This is a genomic window from Pseudomonas sp. B13(2017) (assembly GCF_002113245.1).
Taxonomy (GTDB): domain Bacteria; phylum Pseudomonadota; class Gammaproteobacteria; order Pseudomonadales; family Pseudomonadaceae; genus Aquipseudomonas; species Aquipseudomonas putida_Z.
In genome coordinates, this window is the sequence record NZ_NEJX01000001.1 from 393535 (window position 1) to 412132 (window position 18598).

The following is an 18598-nucleotide window of genomic DNA, read 5'->3' on the forward strand; positions in this document are numbered from 1 at the left end:
ACGATTGCCGGGTTAACGACCGAGAACAACCAGATCATGCCGCAAACCATCGCGAAGAACCTGTCCCTGATCGCCGCCATCGACCTTGGCTCCAACAGCTTTCACATGGTCGTGGCCAAGGCCCACCATACCGAAATCCGCATTCTCGAGCGGCTCGGCGAGAAGGTTCAGCTGGCCGCTGGCATCGACGAAGAACGCAAGCTCAGTGAAGAGGCAATGGAACGAGGCCTGGATTGCCTCAAGCGCTTTTCCCAACTGATCAACGGCATGCCGGCAGGCTCGGTGCGCATCGTCGGTACCAACGCCTTGCGCGAAGCGCGCAACCGCAACGAATTCATCCAGCGCGCCGAAGCCATCCTTGGCCACCCGGTCGAGGTGATTTCCGGCCGTGAAGAAGCGCGCCTGATCTACCTGGGCGTGTCGCACACCCTGGCCGATACCCCCGGCAAGCGCCTGGTGGCCGATATCGGCGGCGGCAGTACCGAGTTCATCATCGGCCAGCGCTTCGAGCCGCTGCTGCGCGAAAGCCTGCAGATGGGCTGCGTCAGCTTCACCCAGCGCTACTTCCGCGACGGCAAGATCACCCCGGCCCGCTACGCCCAGGCCTACACCGCCGCGCGCCTCGAGCTGATGAGCATCGAGAATGCCCTGCACCGCCTGACCTGGGACGAGGCCATCGGCTCGTCCGGTACCATTCGTGCCATCGGCGCCGCCATCAAGGCAGGTGGCCTGGGCAATGGCGAGGTCAACGCCGAGGGGCTGGCCTGGGTCAAGCGCAAGCTGTTCAAGCTGGGTGAGGTCGACAAGATCGACTTCGAAGGCGTCAAGCCGGACCGCCGCACTATCTTCCCGGCGGGCCTGGCGATTCTCGAAGCGATCTTCGATGCCCTGGAACTGCAGCGCATGGACCACTGCGACGGCGCCCTGCGCGAAGGCGTGCTGTTCGACCTGCTGGGCCGCCACCACCACGAAGACGTGCGCGAACGCACTCTGAACTCGCTGATGGAACGCTACCACGTGGACCAGGGCCAGGCTGCGCGCGTCGAGCGCAAGGCATTGCACGCCTTCGACCAAGTGGCCGAAGCGTGGGACCTCAAAGACGGGAATTGGCGCGATCTGCTGGGCTGGGCGGCGAAAGTGCACGAAATCGGCCTGGATATCGCCCACTACCACTACCACAAGCACGGCGCCTACCTGATCGAACACTCCGACCTGTCGGGTTTTTCCCGCGAGGACCAGCAGATGATGGCCTTGCTGGTGCGCGGCCACCGCCGCAACATCCCCAAGGACAAGATCGCCGAGCTGGGTGAGGAAGGGGTCAAGCTGCTGCGCCTTTGCGTGCTGCTGCGCTTCGCCATCCTGTTCCACCACATCCGTGGCAACCAGCAGATGCCGAAGGTCGAACTCAAGGCTGCCGACAGCAGCCTCGATGTGGCCTTCCCCGAGGGCTGGCTGGAACAGAACCAGCTGACCCAGGCCGACTTCGCCAACGAGGCGGAGTGGCTGGCCCGGGTCGGCTTCGTCCTCAGCGTACGTTGAGGACCGGGTTGCTCAGGCGCTCCAGCAGGGTCGCCTGGGCACTGCGCGGGTTCTGGTTGCCGGTTGGCGTGCTGCGCACGTAGCGCCCGTCCGGCTGCAGGGTCCAGGCATGGGTGTTGTCGGTCAGGTAGCCTTCCAGCTCCTTCTTCACCCGCAGCAACAGCTTCTTGCCTTCCACCGGGAAGCAGGTCTCGACGCGCTTGTCGAGGTTGCGCTCCATCCAGTCGGCACTGGACAGGTAGATCTGCTCTTCGCCGCCATTGAGGAAGTAGAACACCCGCGTGTGCTCGAGGAAGCGGCCGATGATCGAGCGCACCTGGATGTTGTGCGAAACCCCCGGAATGCCTGGGCGCAGGCAGCACATGCCACGCACCACCAGGTCGATCTTCACGCCCGACTGGCTGGCCTTGTACAGCGCCTTGATGACCTTGGCGTCGGTCAGCGAGTTGAACTTGGCGATGATATGCGCCGGCTTGCCTTCGAGGGCGAACTGGGTTTCCCGCGCGATCATGTCGAGCATGCCCTTCTTCAGGGTGAACGGCGCGTGCAGCAGTTTCTTCATGCGCAGGGTCTTGCCCATGCCGATCAGCTGGCTGAACAGCTTGCCGACGTCCTCGGTGAGGGCGTCGTCGGAGGTCAGCAGGCTGTAGTCGGTGTACAGGCGGGCGTTGCCGGCGTGGTAGTTACCAGTGCCCAGGTGCGCATAACGCACGATCTCGCCCTGCTCGCGGCGCAGGATCAGCATCATCTTGGCGTGGGTCTTGAAGCCGACCACGCCGTAGATCACCACCGCACCGGCCGCTTGCAGGCGGCTGGCCATCTGCAGGTTGGACTCTTCGTCGAAGCGCGCCCGCAACTCGATCACCGCAGTGACCTCCTTGCCGTTACGCGCCGCGTCCACCAGCGCGTCGACGATTTCCGAGTTGGCCCCGGAACGGTACAGAGTCTGGCGCACGGCAAGCACATGCGGGTCCTTGGCGGCCTGACGCAGCAGGTCGATCACCGGGGTGAAGGACTCGAACGGGTGCATCAGCAGGATGTCCTGCTTGCCGATCACGCTGAAGATGTTGTCGGCGTTCTGCAGCAACTTGGGGATCGCCGGGGTGAACGGCGTGTACTGCAGCTCGGGGTGGCTGTCCAGGCCGGTGATGCTGAACAGGCGGGTAAGGTTGACCGGGCCGTTGACCTGGTACAGCTCGCTTTCGCTGAGGCTGAACTGCTTGAGCAGGTAGTCCGACAGGTGTTTCGGGCAGGTGTCGGCCACCTCCAGGCGCACAGCGTCACCGTAGCGGCGCGAGAACAGCTCGCCGCGCAGGGCGCGGGCCAGGTCGTCGACCTCTTCGGAGTCCAGCGCCAGGTCGGCGTTACGGGTCAGGCGGAACTGATAGCAGCCCTTCACCTTCATGCCCTGGAACAGGTCGTCGGCGTGCGCATGAATCATCGACGACAGGAACACATAGTTGGCGCCCGGGCCACCCACCTCTTCCGGCACCCGGATGACCCGCGGCAGCAGGCGCGGGGCCGGGATGATCGCCAGGCCCGAATCGCGGCCGAAGGCGTCGACACCCTCGAGTTCGACGATGAAGTTGAGGCTCTTGTTCACCAGCAGCGGGAACGGGTGGGTCGGGTCGAGGCCGATCGGGGTGATGATCGGGGCGATTTCGTCGCGGAAGTAGCGGCGCACCCAGGTCTTGAGCTTGGGTGTCCAGTAACGCCGGCGGATGAAGCGGATATGGTGCTTTTCCAGCTCTGGCAGCAGCACGTCGTTGAGGATCGCGTACTGGCGCTCCACTTCGCTGTGCACCAGGTCGCTGATGCGTGCCAGCGCCTGGTGCGGCTGCAGGCCGTCGGCACCGGCCTGCTCACGGGCGAAGTTGATCTGCTTCTTCAGGCCGGCGACGCGGATCTCGAAGAACTCGTCGAGGTTGCTGGAGAAGATCAACAGGAACTTGAGGCGTTCGAGCAGCGGGTAGCTCTCGTCCAGCGCCTGTTCCAGCACACGGATATTGAACTGCAGCTGCGAGAGTTCGCGATGAATGTACAGGCTGCTGTCGTCCAGGCCTGGGATGATGATTGCCGGGGCCGGCGCGGGTGCCGGAGCCGCAGGCTCTGCCACCGGTTCCGCGGCTGGCAGAGGCGCCGGCGGCAGGTCTGGCGGGGTCTGCACCATCTCTTCGGGGAGCTCCTGGGCATCCTTGATCGCGACAGGGGTTAGCACTTCATTATTCATCTGGCGTTCCTGAGGACGTTAACGCCCTATCATCTATTGAGCGGCAAGATAAGCGCCCATTATGACGCCTGTGTTACATGCCAGGGCAAGCCATGGCGCGTGGCTTCTGGCATTCTCCGAGCAGGAATTGTTCATGTCGAGACACATTTGGACACTTTCACGAACGCGCGCGAAGGGGTAGGCTTCGCGTTCATTTCGCCAGCACCTCAGAAAATGCTTCAACAATTCCTGCAGGATTTCGGCTACTTCGCCCTTTTTCTAGGCACCTTCTTCGAAGGCGAGACCATTCTGGTGCTTGCGGGATTCCTTGCGTTCCGCGGTTACATGGACATCAACCTGGTGTGCCTGGTGGCGTTTTTCGGCAGCTATGCCGGCGACCAGCTGTGGTACTTCATGGGCCGTCGCCACGGGCGCAGGATCCTGGCACGCAAACCGCGCTGGCAGGCGATGGGGGACCGGGCGCTGGACCACATCCGTCGCCACCCCGACATCTGGGTACTGAGTTTCCGCTTCGTCTATGGCCTGCGCACGGTCATGCCGGTGGCCATTGGCCTGTCCGGCTACCCGCCACGCCGCTATCTGCTGCTGAATGGTCTTGGCGCTGCCATCTGGGCAGTGGCCCTGGGCGCGGCCGCGTATCACTTCGGCGCCATCCTCGAAGGCCTGCTGGGCAACGTGAAGCGCTACGAGCTATGGGTGCTCGGTGGCCTGTTGGCGCTGGGCGGCCTGCTGTGGCTGCGCCGGCGCTTCCGCACGTTGCGCGCGGAGCGCAAGGCGGCGGGCAAGGCCCAGGCCCCAGAGGCTGAGCAGGCTGTAAGCCACGAGCAGCAACCAGGCCAGCGGCACGACCACCGCTAGGCCCAGTGCGCCGGCCAGGTAAAGCGCCGGCGCATTCGCCAGCAGCCGTACCAGCTCCAGGCGCACGGCCCATGGCCGGTTCTCCAGCAGCGCGCCAAGCACGAACAAGCCAAACGCCATCAGCGCCCAGCCGAGTGCCAGGGCGGCGGTTGGCACGCGCTCGGCCACCTCCATCAGATAGCTGCCCAGCGCCACGTAACCCACGAATTGCACCGCCACATAGGCCTGCTGCGCACGGCCCAGGGCAACCTCGAACTTGCGAAACAACGCCAGGTCCTGCCTGGCCTGCGGGTAGCGTGCGGCCACATCGGCCGGGCGCCAGCCGGTGGGCATGAACCAGATGCGCAGTTTGTCCCACAGGCTGTCGGCGCGACGGGCGTCGTGCCAGAGCTGGGCATAGAACTGCAGGTTGGCCCACAGCGGGTTCCAGCTGGCCAGCGGCGTGGTCACCCCGAACACCACCGGCTCGGCCGGGTCTTCCTCTTTGAAGGTGCCGAACAGACGATCCCAGAGAATGAACACGCCGCCGTAATTGCGATCCAAGTAAGCAGGATTTTGCGCATGGTGGACGCGATGGTTGGATGGCGTGATCAACACCCACTCAAGCCAGCCCAGCTTGGGAATGTGCCGGGTATGCACCCAGAACTGGTACAGCAGGTTGAGCGACGCCACCGTGATGAACACCAGCGGCGGCACACCGAGCAACGCCAGCGGCAGGTAGAACAGCCACGAGAAGATGAACCCGCTGCTGGTCTGGCGCAGCGCCGTGGTGAGGTTGTATTCCTCGCTCTGGTGATGCACCGAGTGCGCAGCCCACAGCACGTTGCGCTCGTGGCCAAGACGATGCAGCCAGTAGTAGCAGAAGTCGTACAGGACAAAGGCCAGCAGCCACACCCACCAGGCCTGCGGCGGCAGGCGCAGCAACGCCATGTGCTCGAACGCCAGGGCATAGGTCACCAGCCCCACCCCTTTGGTCAGCAACCCGGTACTGGTCGACAGCGCACCGGTGCTGAGGCTGTTGATCGAGTCGGCCAGGGTGAAGTTGCGCTGGCCGCGCACACGGTCGGCCAGCAGCTCGACGGCGATCAGCACGAAGAAGAACGGCACGGCCAGCAGGATCAGGTCCATGGGTACGACCTCAGGTGTTATCCGCCAAGATTAGGCCGCGCTTGCAGGAATCCCTATGGCTACATCTGCCAAACTAGAGGACATTTAGCGCCTCGACACTGGAGTAAAAAGCATGTCAAAAAAAGTAGCGGTGATTCTTTCCGGCTGTGGCGTTTATGACGGCGCCGAAATCCACGAAAGCGTGATCACCCTGCTGCGCCTCGACCAGCGTGGTGCGCAGGTGCAGTGCTTCGCGCCGAACATTGCGCAGATGCATGTGATCAACCACCTGACCGGCGAGGAAATGCCCGAATCGCGCAATGTGCTGGTGGAGTCGGCGCGCATTGCCCGCGGCGAGGTCAAGGACATCCGCGAGGCCAAGGCCGAAGACTTCGATGCGCTGATCGTGCCGGGCGGTTTCGGGGCGGCGAAGAACCTGTCCAACTTTGCCGTGGAAGGCGCCAACTGCAGCGTCCACCCGGATGTGCTGGCCCTGGCCGAAGCCTTTGCCGATGCCTGCAAGCCGGTCGGCCTGATCTGCATCTCGCCGGCGCTGGCGGCGAAGATCTACGGGCCAGGCGTGGTCTGCACCATCGGTACCGACGCCGGCACTGCGGCGGCCGTGACGAAGATGGGTGGCACCCATGAAGAGTGCGATGTGCACGATATTGTCGAGGACACCCAGCGCAAGCTGGTGACCACCCCGGCGTACATGGAGGCCAAGTCGATCAGTGAAGCGGCTGGCGGGATCTACAAGCTGGTGGACCGGGTGCTGGAGCTGACGCACGAGGGTAACCAGTAAATCCTTGGGCCCGCTGCGCAGGCCATCGCCGGCAAGCCAGCTCCCACAGGAATAGCGCATGGCTTGAGGCCAACGCGATCGAGGTGGGAGCTGGCTTGCCGGCGATGGGCTGCAAAGCAGCCCCCGCATCAGGTTTTACTCAGTCGGGCAATGATCCGGTCCAGCGCATTGGCAAACGCCTGCTTCTCGCGCTCGCCATAAGGCGCCTGCCCTCCCCCCACCTGGCCCTGCTCGCGCAGCTCGGTGAACAGGTTGCGCGCCGCCAGCCGATCACCCATGTTGCGCTCGTCGAACTCGCGCCCGCGCGGGTCCAGTGCCGCCACGCCCTTTTTCACCAGGCGGTCGGCCAACGGCACGTCACTGCAGATCACCAGCTCGCCAGGCACGGCGTGCTCCACCAGGTAATCATCGGCCGCGTCCATGCCGCTGGGCACCACGATCAGGCGCACGATCGCGAACGCCGGCTTGGCCACAGCCTGGCCCGCCACCATCACTACCTCGAACTTGCGCTTGAGGGCGAACTTGACGATCAGATCCTTGGCCGCCTTGGGGCAGGCGTCGGCATCGATCCACACACGCATCGGAAAACCTCGCAATCAGCTTGAGGCCCCCATCATGCCTCAAGCGCAACGAAAGCTGCAGCCGCCGCCCACGCGCGCTGGGAAAATGGCGCCAATATTTCAATTGCCGCTTATCCGACCCCGCCACTCAGGCTACACTCGCCACAGCTCCGCTGGCCTGCCCGAGTGCGCAATGAACCACCCCCACGAAATCCGCCCCGACCTGGACGAAGGCATCGACCGCAAGGTCCTGGCGACATTGCGTGCACGCTTCCTGCGGCTCAACCAGGGCCGGCTGCAGCGGGCCCTGGAAGGCCTGTCGACGCGCCAGCAACAGGTGCTGACGCTGCTGCCGCTGCTGTTTCATGTGAACCACCCGTTGCTGCCGGGCTATGTCTCCGGCAGCACCCCCGCCGGCGTATCGGGCTACGAGCCAAGCGCCGACCTGGTAGTCGAGGCCCAGCGCCTGGCCCGCTCGTTCACCTACAAGGCCCGCCATGGCAACCCGCCGCGGCCGATCCACGGACTGTTCCTGATGGGCAGCCTGGGCTCGCTGGCCCAGGCCGAGCACAGCGACATGGACATGTGGGTGTGCCATGCACCCGGTCTGGCCGACGAGCTGCTGGGCGAGTTGCGCCGCAAATGCCAACTGCTGGAGGCATGGGCGGAAAGCCTGGGTGCCGAGGCACACTTCTTCCTGATCGACACGCAAGGTTTCGCCCAGGGCCAACGCGAGGGCCAGCTCGGTTCCGACGATTGCGGCACCACCCAGCACTACCTGCTGCTGGACGAGTTCTACCGCACCACTATCTGGCTGGCCGGGCGCACACCACTGTGGTGGCTGGTGCCGGTCTACCAGGAACACGATTACCACGCCTATACCCAGACCCTGCTTTCCAAGCGTTTCATCCGCAGCCAGGACGCCCTCGACCTCGGCAACCTGGCGCACATTCCGCCCGGCGAGTTCGTCGGCGCCGGCTTGTGGCAACTGTTCAAAGGCATCGACTCGCCCTACAAGTCGCTGCTCAAGCTGCTGCTGACCGAGGCCTATGCCAGCGAACACCCCGCAGTACGCTGCCTGAGCCTGGACTACAAGCAGGCGGTGTTTGCCAACCAGCTCGACCTCGACGAGCTGGACCCGTACGTGATGGTGTACCGGCGCATCGAGCGCTACCTGCTGCAGCGTGGTGAACACGCGCGCCTGGAGTTGGTGCGGCGCAGCCTGTACCTGAAGGTGAACAAGAAGCTCAGCGACCCGGCCCGGGCCAATGGCTGGCAACGCCGGCTGTTGCAGCGTCTGGCCGACGAGTGGGGCTGGGACGAGCGCCAGTTGGCCCTGCTGGACAGTCGCAACCAATGGAAAGTGCAGCAGGTTGCCATCGAGCGCCGCGAGCTGGTGGCCGAACTGAACCACAGCTACCGCTTTCTCAGCCAGTTCGCCCGCACCCAGAACGCCAGCAGCCGCGCCGACCAGCGCGATCTCAATGTGCTGGGCCGGCGCCTTTACGCGGCCTTCGAGCGCCGCGCCGGCAAGGTCGAAGTGATCAACCCCGGTATCGCCCCGGACCTGGCCGAAGGCACCCTGACCCTGGTCCAGGCGCCTAATCGCAAGGAGCCCGGCAGCCACCACTGGGAGCTGTACACCGGCAACCTGAGCCCTCATGAGGTGGACCACTTCAGCCCGCTCAAGCGTTGCCGCGAACTGCTCGAGCTGCTGACCTGGGCCCATCGCAACGGGGTGATCGACAGCAGCACGCGCCTGGCGCTGCACCCGGGTGTCAGCGACCTCAGCGAATTCGAGCTGTTCAACCTGGTCGGCTGCCTGCAGCAGAGCATCCCCCTGCCCTTGCCGACCGTCAGCGAAGTGCGCCTGCTGCAACCCAGCGTTGCCGACGAGGTGCTGCTGCTGGTCAACGTCGCCATCGACCCGCTGCGCCACCACCGCGACCTGAACATCCTGATGACCACCGAGCGTACCGACTCGCTGAGCTATGCAGGCGTGCGCGAAAACCTGGTCCTGACCCTGGACCAGGTCACCCTCAACAGCTGGAACGAGGTACTGGTCCAGCGCTATGACGGCGAGCACGCGCTGGTGCGCTGCCTGCGCGACTTCCTCAACAGCCCCGTGCTGCGCGGCCACCGGCCGAGGGTGCGGGTGCGCTGCTTCTGCCACAGCCGCGCCCAGGCCATCAGCCAACGCGTGGAGGAAATCTTCGACACCGTGCAGTTGCTGCTGGACCAGGGCCTGAGCCACCGCTACCTGCTGCAGGTGGCCCAGCACACCCATGTGCTGGAGCTGCTGGCCGGGCATGTCGGCCTCACCACCCTGGCCGAGCACGAGGCACTGCTGGACCACCTGGGCGAAGAGCGTAGCGCCTACAGCCCGCTGTACCTGGATGCCAACGCCCTGCAGGACCACGACCTGCACCTGGTGCTGGAGCAGGGCCGGCCGGCCTGCATCCAGGTGTTCTACCGCCTGCAGGGTGGCTGGGCCGAGCTGTACGTGCTGGATGAATACAATGCCCTGTGGCAGCAACGCCTGCCCCTGCATGACGAAGCCCACCTGCTGTTGCCGCTGCAGCGCTTTCTGCGCTCGGTGGTGATGCGCCGTGATGCCCGGCTGCCGCTGGACACCCAGCGCGCGGCCTCACTGGACATCCACTACGCGCAACTGTTGCCTTCCGGGCCAGGCAAGGCGCGCAGCGTCGAGCCGCGCCAGGCCCCGCTCGAGGGTAGCGACCAGCCTTACTATGAGGTGCAGGCGATCATCCAGGCCGGGGTGGCGGGTGCGGCGCACGTGACGCTGTATTGCGACCAGCAGGAGTTTTCCGAACTGGAGCATGGTGAACAGCTGTATGCGGTAGCGGCCCGGCAGATCATCGGGCAGCGACGTGGCGCAGGGCAGTACCGCTGCTACATCACTGACCTGGATTTGTCCGAGTTGCTGGATGACCAGCTGGGGTCGACGCAGCTGTACCTGCGCTACAAGCGGGAGCTGGAGCTGGCTTTGAACGAGGGGTTGGAGCAGGTTTTGGCAGAAGGATCCTGAGTTGCCGGGGGACACATGTGGGAGCGGGTTCACCCGCGAACACCGGCGAAGCCGGTGCCATACACCGCGTCGCCTTCTTCGCGGGTAAACCCGCTCCCACAGCGGCCACCAGGCCCTTACAGGTCGAAATCGCCCGCCGCTTCCGGCTGGTATTCCACTTCCAGCAGCTTCAGCTTGAGGGTCTTGCCCCCCGGTGCCGGCCAGTCGATCTGCGCGCCCACCGACAACCCCAGCAAGGCGCAACCGATCGGCGCCAGGATCGAGACCTTGCCTTCCGGCCCGGCATCCTTCGGGTACACCAGGGTCAGGTGGTAGTCCTTGCCGCTGGCTTCCTCACGGCAGTGCACGCGCGAGTTCATGGTCACCACGCCAGCCGGGACTTCCTCGTGACCGACCACCTGCTCGGCGCGGTCCAGCTCGTCCTGCAGGGCGAGCACACCCGGCGTACTCTCGTCGAGGCTGTCGATCAGACGCTCCAGACGTTGTACGTCCAATCGGGTGAGGATGAGGGAAGGCTTGGTGCTCATGATCCAGTCAGACTCCTTTGAACAGGCGGTTTTCATCGTGCAGATAAAGCAAAACCCCGCCCAAGGGCGGGGTTTGTGAAGGCTTTGGCGTCACCGACGCAGAACCCGACGTTACCACAGCCGGGTAAATACTCAAGCCCCTGCGATCAGTGTGCCTTAGCCTGGTCGCGCAGGGCCTGGGCCTCGCGGCAGATCTGCCGGCGCCGTTCGTCATCGGCCGAACGCCATTCGCGGATGTGCTCGACATGCCGGTGGCAACCCGTGCAGACCCGCTGTTCGTCCAGCCGGCAAACGCTGATGCAGGGCGACGGTACTGCGGGGCTGACGTTGCTGTAGAGCGGCTTGGGCGGCCGGGCCTGGGTGCTGCTCATGTCAGATCTCGTCGAAGTCCAGCTTCTCGCCGGCCCGCTCCCAGACGATGCGCTCGAGCATTTCGCCCAGCAGCTCCTCGCTCTTCTCGCACACCCACTTGCCGCTGTCTTCGTCGTAGTCGAAGTGGAAACCGCCGGAACGGTCGGCCAGCCACAGCTGGCGCAGCGGCTCCTGGCGGCTGAAGATCAGCTGGGCGCCGCCTTCGAACTTGACGGTGAGGACGCCAGCGGAGTTCTCCATGTCCAGGTCCAGGCCGCTCTCGTCGAACAGGTCTTCCAGGGCCTGTTGGGTCGCGTCGACCAGATCATGGAAACGCGCTTCACTCAAACTCATTGCAGGAACCTCGAAATTGGCTGCGTTACAGGCAAGCCCGGCAAGATACGGGCGCTTGCCGCCGAATGCAAAGGTTTAGCCGCTACCTTCACTTGCCCCTTCGCGGCTAAAGCCGCTCCCACAGGTACTGCACATGGTGTGAGGCCGATGCGGTCGAGGTGGGAGCGGCTTCAGCCGCGAAAGGGCCCTTGCAGGCGGTAAGAATAGCCCGCCAGGCGGGCCGGCCCTTGCATAGGCAAGCCGTCGGTCGCTCGGTATACTCGGGCGCAATACTGCATATTTCTAAGGATTTCACCCATGAAGCGCCTGATTTCCTCCCTCGCGGCGCTGGTCGCTGTTGCCTGCCTCGTTTCGGCCTGCGGCCAGAAAGGCCCGCTGTATCTGCCAGAAGACGGCGATAACGGCAAAGCGCACAAGTCGCACCAGCACCAGCCAAAAGCCAAGCCGGCCCCGGTACAAGAGCAGCAGCCAGAGCCGGAGCTCGAGCCCGAGCAGTCGCCAGCGCAGTAAGGAAACCAGATGAACGCTTTCAACTACCGCGACGGCGAGCTGTTCGCGGAAGGCGTGGGCCTGTCGGCCATCGCCGAACGCTACGGCACCCCGACCTACGTGTACTCGCGCGCCCACATCGAGGCCCAGTACCGTAGCTACGCCGACGCCCTGCAAGGCACCGAGCACCTGGTGTGTTTCGCGGTCAAGGCCAACTCCAACCTCGGCGTGCTCAACGTGCTGGCGCGCCTGGGCGCAGGCTTCGACATCGTCTCCGGCGGTGAGCTGGAGCGCGTGCTGGCCGCTGGCGGCCGTGCCGACCGCGTGGTGTTCTCCGGTGTCGGCAAGACCCGCGACGACATGCGCCGCGCCCTGGAAGTCGGCGTGCACTGCTTCAACGTCGAATCCACCGACGAACTGGAGCGCCTGCAAGTGGTGGCCGCCGAGATGGGCAAGGTTGCCCCGGTCTCGCTGCGGGTCAACCCGGACGTCGACGCCGGCACCCACCCGTACATCTCCACCGGCCTGAAAGAGAACAAGTTCGGCATCGCCATCGCCGACGCCGAGGCCATCTACGTGCGCGCCGCGCAGCTGCCGAACCTGGAAGTGGTCGGTGTCGACTGCCACATCGGTTCGCAACTGACCACCGTCGAGCCTTTCCTCGATGCCCTCGACCGCCTGCTGGTGCTGGTCGACCGCCTGGCCGAGTGCGGCATCCACCTGCGCCACCTGGACCTGGGTGGCGGTGTCGGCGTGCGTTACCGCGATGAGGAGCCGCCGCTGGTGGCCGACTACATCAAGGCGATCCGCGAGCGCGTCGGCGACCGCGACCTGGCCCTGGTGTTCGAGCCGGGCCGCTACATCGTGGCCAACGCCGGCGTCCTGCTGACCCGCGTGGAATACCTCAAGCACACCGAGCACAAGGACTTCGCCATCATCGATGCGGCGATGAACGACCTGATCCGCCCGGCCCTGTACCAGGCCTGGATGGGTGTCAGCGCGGTCAAGCCACGCGCAGGCGAAGGCCGTGCCTACGACCTGGTCGGCCCGATCTGCGAGACTGGCGACTTCCTCGGCAAGGACCGCGTGCTGAACCTGGCCGAAGGTGACCTGCTGGCCGTACAGTCCGCGGGCGCCTATGGTTTTGTCATGAGCTCCAACTACAACACCCGTGGCCGTTGCGCTGAAATCCTGGTCGACGGCGACCAGGCCTTCGAAGTACGCCGCCGCGAGACCATCGCCGAATTGTACGCTGGCGAAAGCCTGCTGCCGGAGTAAGCCCATGCTGCTGCGTTTTACCAAGATGCATGGGCTGGGCAACGACTTCATGGTCCTCGACCTGGTCAGCCAGCACGCGCACATCCAGCCCAAGCACGCCAAGCAATGGGGTGACCGCCACACCGGCATCGGCTTCGACCAGTTGCTGATCGTCGAAGCGCCGAACAACCCGGAAGTGGACTTCCGCTACCGCATCTTCAATGCCGACGGCTCCGAGGTCGAGCAGTGCGGCAACGGTGCGCGCTGCTTCGCCCGCTTCGTGCTGGACAAGCGCCTGACCGCGAAAAAGCGCATCCGCGTGGAAACCAAGAGCGGCATCATCGAGCTGGACGTGCAGAACGACGGCCAGATCAGTGTCGACATGGGCCCACCGCGCTTCATCCCTGCCGAAATCCCCTTCGTCGCCGACGAGCAGGCGCTGAACTACCCATTGGAAGTCGACGGCCAGGTGCATTCGATTGCCGCCGTGTCCATGGGTAACCCGCATGCCGTGCTGCGTGTCGACGATGTGCGTACCGCCCCTGTGCACCAGCTGGGCCCGAAGATCGAAAACCACCCACGCTTCCCGCAGCGGGTGAATGCCGGCTTCCTCCAGGTCATCGACCGCCACCGCGCCAACCTGCGTGTGTGGGAACGTGGTGCGGGCGAAACCCAGGCCTGCGGCACCGGCGCCTGCGCCGCCGCCGTGGCGGCGATCAGCCAGGGCTGGATGGACTCCCCGGTGTCCCTCGACCTGCCTGGTGGCCGCCTGCACATCGAATGGGCCGGCCCCGGCAAGCCCGTACTGATGACCGGCCCGGCCGTACGCGTCTACGAAGGACAGGTTCGTCTCTAAGCGAGTAACCGCCATGACCGATCAGCCCCAGGTTGTACCCCAGCAGTCCGCCGAGCTCGATGCCGAAGCAGTGGTCGCCTACCTGCGCGCCCACCCCACCTTCTTCGCCGAGCACGACGAACTGCTGATCGAACAGCGCATCCCGCACCAGCGTGGCGACAGCGTGTCGCTGGTAGAGCGCCAGCTCAAGCTGCTGCGCGACCGCAACATCGAGATGCGCCACCGCCTGTCGCAACTGATGGACGTGGCCCGCGACAACGATCGGCTGTTCGACAAGACCCGCCGGCTGATCCTCGACCTGCTCGACGCCGGCAGCCTGGAAGAAGTGGTGATGGCGGTCGAAGACAGCCTGCGCCAGGAATTCCAGGTGCCCTTCGTCAGCCTGATCCTGTTCGGCGAAAACGTCGCGCCGGTCGGGCGCTGGGTCAGCAACGCCGAAGCGCAGCAGGCCATCGGTGCCCTGCTGGGCGGCGGCAAGACGGTCAGCGGCAACCTGCGCGAACACGAGCTGGCCTTCCTGTTCGGTGAAGAACAGCGCCGGGAAGTGGGCTCCAGCGCCGTGGCTGCCCTGGAATACCAGGGCCTGCACGGGGTGCTGGCGATCGGCAGCCGCGACCCGCAACACTACAAGAGCAGCGTCGGCACCTTGTTCCTTGGCTACATTGCCGAGGTGCTTGGCCGCGTTGTGCCACGCGTTACCCAGACCCTGCGCCCGGTACGCTGATGGAACGCCAGCTGGAGGCTTATTGCGCACACCTGCGCAACGAGCGCCAGGTGTCCGAGCACACCCTGCTGGGCTACCGTCGCGACCTGGACAAGGTGGTCGCCTACTGCAAGGAGCACGGCATTGCCGATTGGCAGGCGCTGCAGATCCAGCAGCTGCGCCAGCTGATCGCCCGCCAGCACCACCACGGCCAGTCCTCGCGCAGCCTGGCCCGGCTACTGTCGGCGGTGCGTGGCCTGTACCGCTATCTCAACCGCGAAGGCCTGTGCCAGCACGACCCGGCCAGCGGCCTGAGCGCGCCCAAGGGCGAACGCCGGCTGCCCAAGGTGCTGGACACCGACCGCGCTCTGCAACTGCTCGATGGCGGTGTCGACGATGACTTCATCGCCCGGCGCGACCAGGCCATCCTCGAACTGTTCTATTCGTCGGGCCTGCGCCTGTCCGAGCTGACCAACCTCGACCTCGATCACCTCGACCTCGCCGCCGGCCTGGTGCAGGTGCTGGGCAAGGGCGGCAAGGCCCGCGTGCTGCCGGTCGGCCGCAAGGCCCGCGAAGCGTTGCAGGCCTGGTACCGCCTGCGCGGCATCGGCAACCCGCGCGACCGCGCGGTGTTCATCACCCGCCAGGGCAACCGCATCAGCCCACGGGCCGTTCAGCAACGGGTGAAGGCAGCCGGTGAGCGCGAGCTGGGCCAGCACCTGCACCCACACATGCTTCGCCACTCCTTCGCCAGCCACGTGCTGGAATCGTCCCAGGACCTGCGCGCAGTGCAAGAGATGCTCGGCCATGCCGACATCGGCACCACGCAGATCTATACCCACCTGGACTTCCAGCACCTGGCCGCGGTGTACGACAGCGCCCACCCTCGGGCCAAACGCAGCAAAGGCACAGACTCATGAGCATCAAGCTGATCACCTTCGACCTCGACGACACCCTGTGGGATACCGCGCCGGTGATTGCCAGCGCGGAAGTCGTGCTGCGCGACTGGCTCGAAGCCAACGCCCCAATCCTTGGCGGCGTGCCGGTGGAGCACCTGTTCGCCATTCGCGAGCGCCTGGTGCAGGCCGAACCCGGTCTGAAGCACCGCATCAGCGCCCTGCGCCGACGGGTGCTGTTCCATGCCCTGGAAGAAGTCGGCTACAGCGAAAAGCATGCGCAGGAGCTGGCCAACGAAGGTTTCGAAGTATTCCTGCATGCCCGCCACCAGGTGGAGATTTTCCCGGAGGTGCAGCCGGTGCTGGAGATCCTGCGCCATCACTACACCTTGGGCGTGGTCACCAACGGCAATGCCGACGTGAGCCGGCTGGGGCTGGCGGACTATTTCCGCTTTGCCCTGTGTGCCGAGGACCTCGGCATCGGCAAGCCGGACCCGGCGCCATTCCTCGAAGCCCTGCGCCGCGGTGCCGTGGAGGCCAGCGCGGCGGTGCACATCGGTGACCACCCGGGCGATGACATCGCCGGCGCCCAGCGTGCCGGGCTGCGCGCGGTGTGGTTCAACCCGCAGGGCAAGGCGTGGGTAGGCGAACAGGCGCCGGATGCCGAGATCCAGCGCCTGTCGCAGTTACCCGACATCCTCGCGCGCTGGCGCTGACAGGGGCCGCTTCGCGGCCCATTCGCGGGCACGCCCGCTCCCACAGGTTCACCACCGCCCTCAGGTCCCTGTGGGAGCGGGCGTGCCCGCGAAGAGGCCGGCACAGGCAACCCATAACCCGCAGGCACAAAAAAGCCCGCAGCGACGGCGGGCTTTTTTTCGATCAGCCACTCAGATAGGGCGGCTGCCGTACTTGTTGTCCGGCTTCTTGGGCGGGTCGGCGACCACATTGGCCTCGACTTCCTGAACCTTGCCGCCGCGAGCGAGGAACTCTTCCATGGCCTTGGCCAGGGCGTCACGCTCCTTCTGCTTGGCTTCCATGCTCGGCATCTCGTCTACCGAGACCGCGGCCTTGGATTTGCCCTTGGCAGCGGGTGCCGGGCTGCTGTCGTCATCGCCAGCGTCTTCGGCGCCGTCATCAGCTGCCGCTTCGAGGCCTTCATCGCCCTCGTCTTCGTCGCCTACTTCGAGGTCATCATTTTCCAGATCGTCGTCGCTCATGTTCTACCTCATGACTTGCGAAAAGCAGGTTAGTTATAGACCAGTGCAGCCGTAGACCGGCAGCCACCAGTGAAAATTCAACTGGCCGTGGGTTAGGCCACTGCCCTAGGGTCGGCGCTCCTGATGGGAGGCGGCACCCAGCAGGCCCTGCTCCTGGCAGGACCTGACAAATCCTTTAGCCCCTGCTGGCCACACGCTATTGGCAAGCCTAGCAAAGGCTGGCGAAGCGTGTGGACTACTCGTCAAACACCCTTCGGCGCGCATTCTAGCGCGCCAGCAGAAAAAGCAAAGCACCATGAATGCTCTGCGTTTTGTAAGATTTCCGCCTACGTCGCGAACGTGTCGGATAAACCGTTTGCCGTGCGGGAAATGCTAAAAATCTGGCAAAAAAATGCCCGGCAAGCCGGGCAAGTTTTTACCGCGTCGCAGTTACAGGTTGTAGCCGCGCTCGTTGTGCTGAGCCAGGTCGAGGCCGACCGACTCTTCTTCTTCGCTGACCCGCAGGCCCATCACCACATCCAGCACCTTGAGGATCACGTAGGTGACGATGGCGGTGTAGACCACGGTGAAAATCACGCCCTTGGCCTGGATCCAGACCTGCATGCCGATGTCGGTGACGGCACCGAAGCCGCCCAGCGCCGGGGCTGCGAACACGCCGGTGAGGATGGCGCCGATGATACCGCCGATGCCGTGCACGCCGAAGGCATCCAGCGAGTCGTCATAGCCCAGCTTGCGCTTGAGGCTGGTGGCGCAGAAGTAGCAGACCACACCCGAGACCAGGCCGATCACCAGGGCGCCCATCGGGCCTACGGTACCGGCAGCCGGGGTGATGGCGACCAGGCCAGCGACCACACCCGAAGCGATGCCCAGGGCGCTTGGCTTACCGTGGCCGATCCATTCGGCGAACATCCAGCCCAGGGCCGCGGCGGCGGTGGCGATCTGGGTCACCAGCATGGCCATGCCGGCGGTGCCGTTGGCGGCAGCGGCAGAGCCTGCGTTGAAGCCGAACCAGCCGATCCACAGCATGGCCGCGCCCATCAGGGTGTAGCCCAGGTTGTGCGGGGCCATCGGGGTGGTCGGGTAGCCCTTGCGCTTGCCCAGCACCAGGCAGCAGACCAGGCCAGCGATACCGGCGTTGATGTGCACCACGGTGCCGCCGGCGAAGTCCAGCACGCCCCAGTCCCACATCAGAGCACCGTCACCGCTCCAGACCATGTGCGCGATCGGCGCGTAGACCAGGGTGAACCAGATGCCCATGAACACCAGCATCGCGGAGAACTTCATGCGCTCGGCGAAGGCACCGACGATCAGCGCCGGGGTGATGATGGCGAAGGTCATCTGGAAGGTGATGAATACCGCCTCAGGGAACAGCGCGGCAGCCGAGGTCAGGTTCGAGGGCGTGACGCCGCTGAGGAACGCCTTGGAGAAGCCGCCGACGAAGGAATTGAAGTTGAGCACGCCCTTTTCCATACCAGTGGTATCGAAGGCCATGCTGTAGCCGTAGACGACCCAGAGAATGCTCATCAGGCCAGTGATTGCAAAGCACTGCATCATCACCGACAGCACGTTCTTGGAACGCACCATGCCGCCATAGAACAGGGCCAGGCCCGGAATGGTCATGAACAGCACCAGCGCCGTTGCGGTCAGCATCCAGGCGGTGTCGCCGGAGTTCAGCGCTGGGGCAGCTTCCTCGGCCAGGGCAAGCCCGGGCATTACGAGGGACAATAGGGCTCCTAGCCCTGCGATCTTACGCAGAGTCATGTTGTTTTCTCCTGGGGCGTTGGGTTTGGTGAGGCTTTGTTG

The 18598-nt window shown here is 64.9% G+C and carries 17 protein-coding genes and 1 pseudogene; 10 read left to right on the forward strand and 8 right to left on the reverse strand.

The genetic code is table 11. The features are described from left to right. Positions 1-36: 36 nt before the first annotated feature. The gene (ppx, locus tag CAG44_RS01755) at positions 37-1539 is read left to right on the forward strand and encodes an exopolyphosphatase (RefSeq protein ID WP_085592489.1); all 1503 of its coding nucleotides are present in this window, start codon (positions 37-39) and stop codon (positions 1537-1539) included. Here the strand turns inward: ppx and ppk1 are convergent. Beyond that, positions 1526-3769, reverse strand: coding sequence for a polyphosphate kinase 1 (ppk1, locus tag CAG44_RS01760; protein WP_085592377.1), 2244 nt, complete (start codon positions 3767-3769; stop codon positions 1526-1528). The genes ppx and ppk1 overlap by 14 nt on opposite strands. 213 nt (positions 3770-3982) lie before the next feature. On the opposite strand from ppk1, the gene CAG44_RS01765 reads away from it, so the two are divergent. Then, the gene (locus CAG44_RS01765) at positions 3983-4627 is read left to right on the forward strand and encodes a DedA family protein (RefSeq protein WP_085704029.1); all 645 of its coding nucleotides are present in this window, start codon (positions 3983-3985) and stop codon (positions 4625-4627) included. Between the two features lie 501 nt (positions 4628-5128). On the opposite strand, the pseudogene CAG44_RS29055 reads toward CAG44_RS01765, so the two are convergent. Beyond that, positions 5129-5755 (reverse strand): annotated as a pseudogene (locus CAG44_RS29055) (sterol desaturase family protein); the annotation flags it as partial. Positions 5756-5867: 112 nt separating this feature from the next. Here CAG44_RS29055 and elbB point away from each other — a divergent pair. Continuing rightward, a complete protein-coding gene (gene elbB / locus CAG44_RS01775) occupies positions 5868-6536 on the forward strand; it encodes an isoprenoid biosynthesis glyoxalase ElbB (RefSeq protein WP_085691486.1) in 669 nt (222 codons plus the stop codon). A gap of 128 nt (positions 6537-6664) precedes the next feature. Here the strand turns inward: elbB and CAG44_RS01780 are convergent, their stop codons facing one another. Then, positions 6665-7117, reverse strand: a complete 453-nt coding sequence (locus CAG44_RS01780) for a YaiI/YqxD family protein (protein ID WP_085592371.1) — start codon at positions 7115-7117, stop codon at positions 6665-6667. Positions 7118-7289: 172 nt separating this feature from the next. Between CAG44_RS01780 and CAG44_RS01785 the strand changes: the two genes are divergently transcribed. Continuing rightward, positions 7290-10145: a class I adenylate cyclase gene (locus tag CAG44_RS01785; RefSeq protein ID WP_085691487.1), complete on the forward strand. Its 2856-nt coding sequence runs from the start codon at positions 7290-7292 to the stop codon at positions 10143-10145. A 116-nt stretch (positions 10146-10261) separates the two neighbouring features. Here CAG44_RS01785 and rnk read toward each other — a convergent pair whose 3' ends face one another. The 3 genes from rnk to cyaY form a co-directional block, all read right to left on the reverse strand. Then, a complete protein-coding gene (gene rnk, locus CAG44_RS01795; protein ID WP_025341069.1) occupies positions 10262-10672 on the reverse strand; it encodes a nucleoside diphosphate kinase regulator in 411 nt (136 codons plus the stop codon). 146 nt (positions 10673-10818) lie between these two features. Beyond that, on the reverse strand, positions 10819-11043 hold the full coding sequence (locus CAG44_RS01800; RefSeq protein ID WP_013974742.1) for a DUF1289 domain-containing protein: 225 nt from the start codon (positions 11041-11043) through the stop codon (positions 10819-10821). Between the two features lies 1 nt (position 11044). After that, entirely contained in the window at positions 11045-11377 is a 333-nt protein-coding gene (cyaY, locus tag CAG44_RS01805) for an iron donor protein CyaY (protein ID WP_004575827.1), read from the reverse strand. 297 nt (positions 11378-11674) lie between these two features. Here cyaY and CAG44_RS01810 point away from each other — a divergent pair, with 297 nt between their 5' ends. Genes CAG44_RS01810 through CAG44_RS01835 form a run of 6 tightly spaced genes read left to right on the forward strand, consistent with a single transcriptional unit; the run spans position 11675 to position 16294 of the window. Next, positions 11675-11887 (forward strand): lipoprotein, encoded by a 213-nt coding sequence (locus CAG44_RS01810; protein WP_052970498.1) that lies wholly within the window; start codon positions 11675-11677, stop codon positions 11885-11887. A gap of 9 nt (positions 11888-11896) precedes the next feature. Next, positions 11897-13144 (forward strand): diaminopimelate decarboxylase, encoded by a 1248-nt coding sequence (lysA, locus tag CAG44_RS01815; RefSeq protein WP_013974743.1) that lies wholly within the window; start codon positions 11897-11899, stop codon positions 13142-13144. A 4-nt stretch (positions 13145-13148) separates the two neighbouring features. Further along, positions 13149-13979 (forward strand): diaminopimelate epimerase, encoded by an 831-nt coding sequence (gene dapF / locus CAG44_RS01820; protein ID WP_075046727.1) that lies wholly within the window; start codon positions 13149-13151, stop codon positions 13977-13979. Positions 13980-13992: 13 nt separating this feature from the next. Next, positions 13993-14703 (forward strand): DUF484 family protein, encoded by a 711-nt coding sequence (locus CAG44_RS01825; RefSeq protein WP_015272252.1) that lies wholly within the window; start codon positions 13993-13995, stop codon positions 14701-14703. Then, complete coding sequence (xerC, locus tag CAG44_RS01830; RefSeq protein ID WP_013974746.1) at positions 14703-15602, forward strand: tyrosine recombinase XerC; 900 nt, start codon at positions 14703-14705, stop codon at positions 15600-15602. Before CAG44_RS01825 ends, xerC begins: the two co-directional genes overlap by 1 nt. Further along, a complete protein-coding gene (locus tag CAG44_RS01835) occupies positions 15599-16294 on the forward strand; it encodes an HAD family hydrolase (RefSeq protein WP_025341074.1) in 696 nt (231 codons plus the stop codon). The genes xerC and CAG44_RS01835 overlap by 4 nt, the downstream gene beginning before the upstream one ends. Positions 16295-16465: 171 nt before the next feature. Here the strand turns inward: CAG44_RS01835 and sutA are convergent, their stop codons facing one another. After that, positions 16466-16795, reverse strand: a complete 330-nt coding sequence (gene sutA, locus CAG44_RS01840; protein ID WP_013974748.1) for a transcriptional regulator SutA — start codon at positions 16793-16795, stop codon at positions 16466-16468. 429 nt (positions 16796-17224) lie between these two features. Next, entirely contained in the window at positions 17225-18556 is a 1332-nt protein-coding gene (locus tag CAG44_RS01845) for an ammonium transporter (RefSeq protein WP_025341075.1), read from the reverse strand. Positions 18557-18598 lie beyond the last annotated feature (42 nt).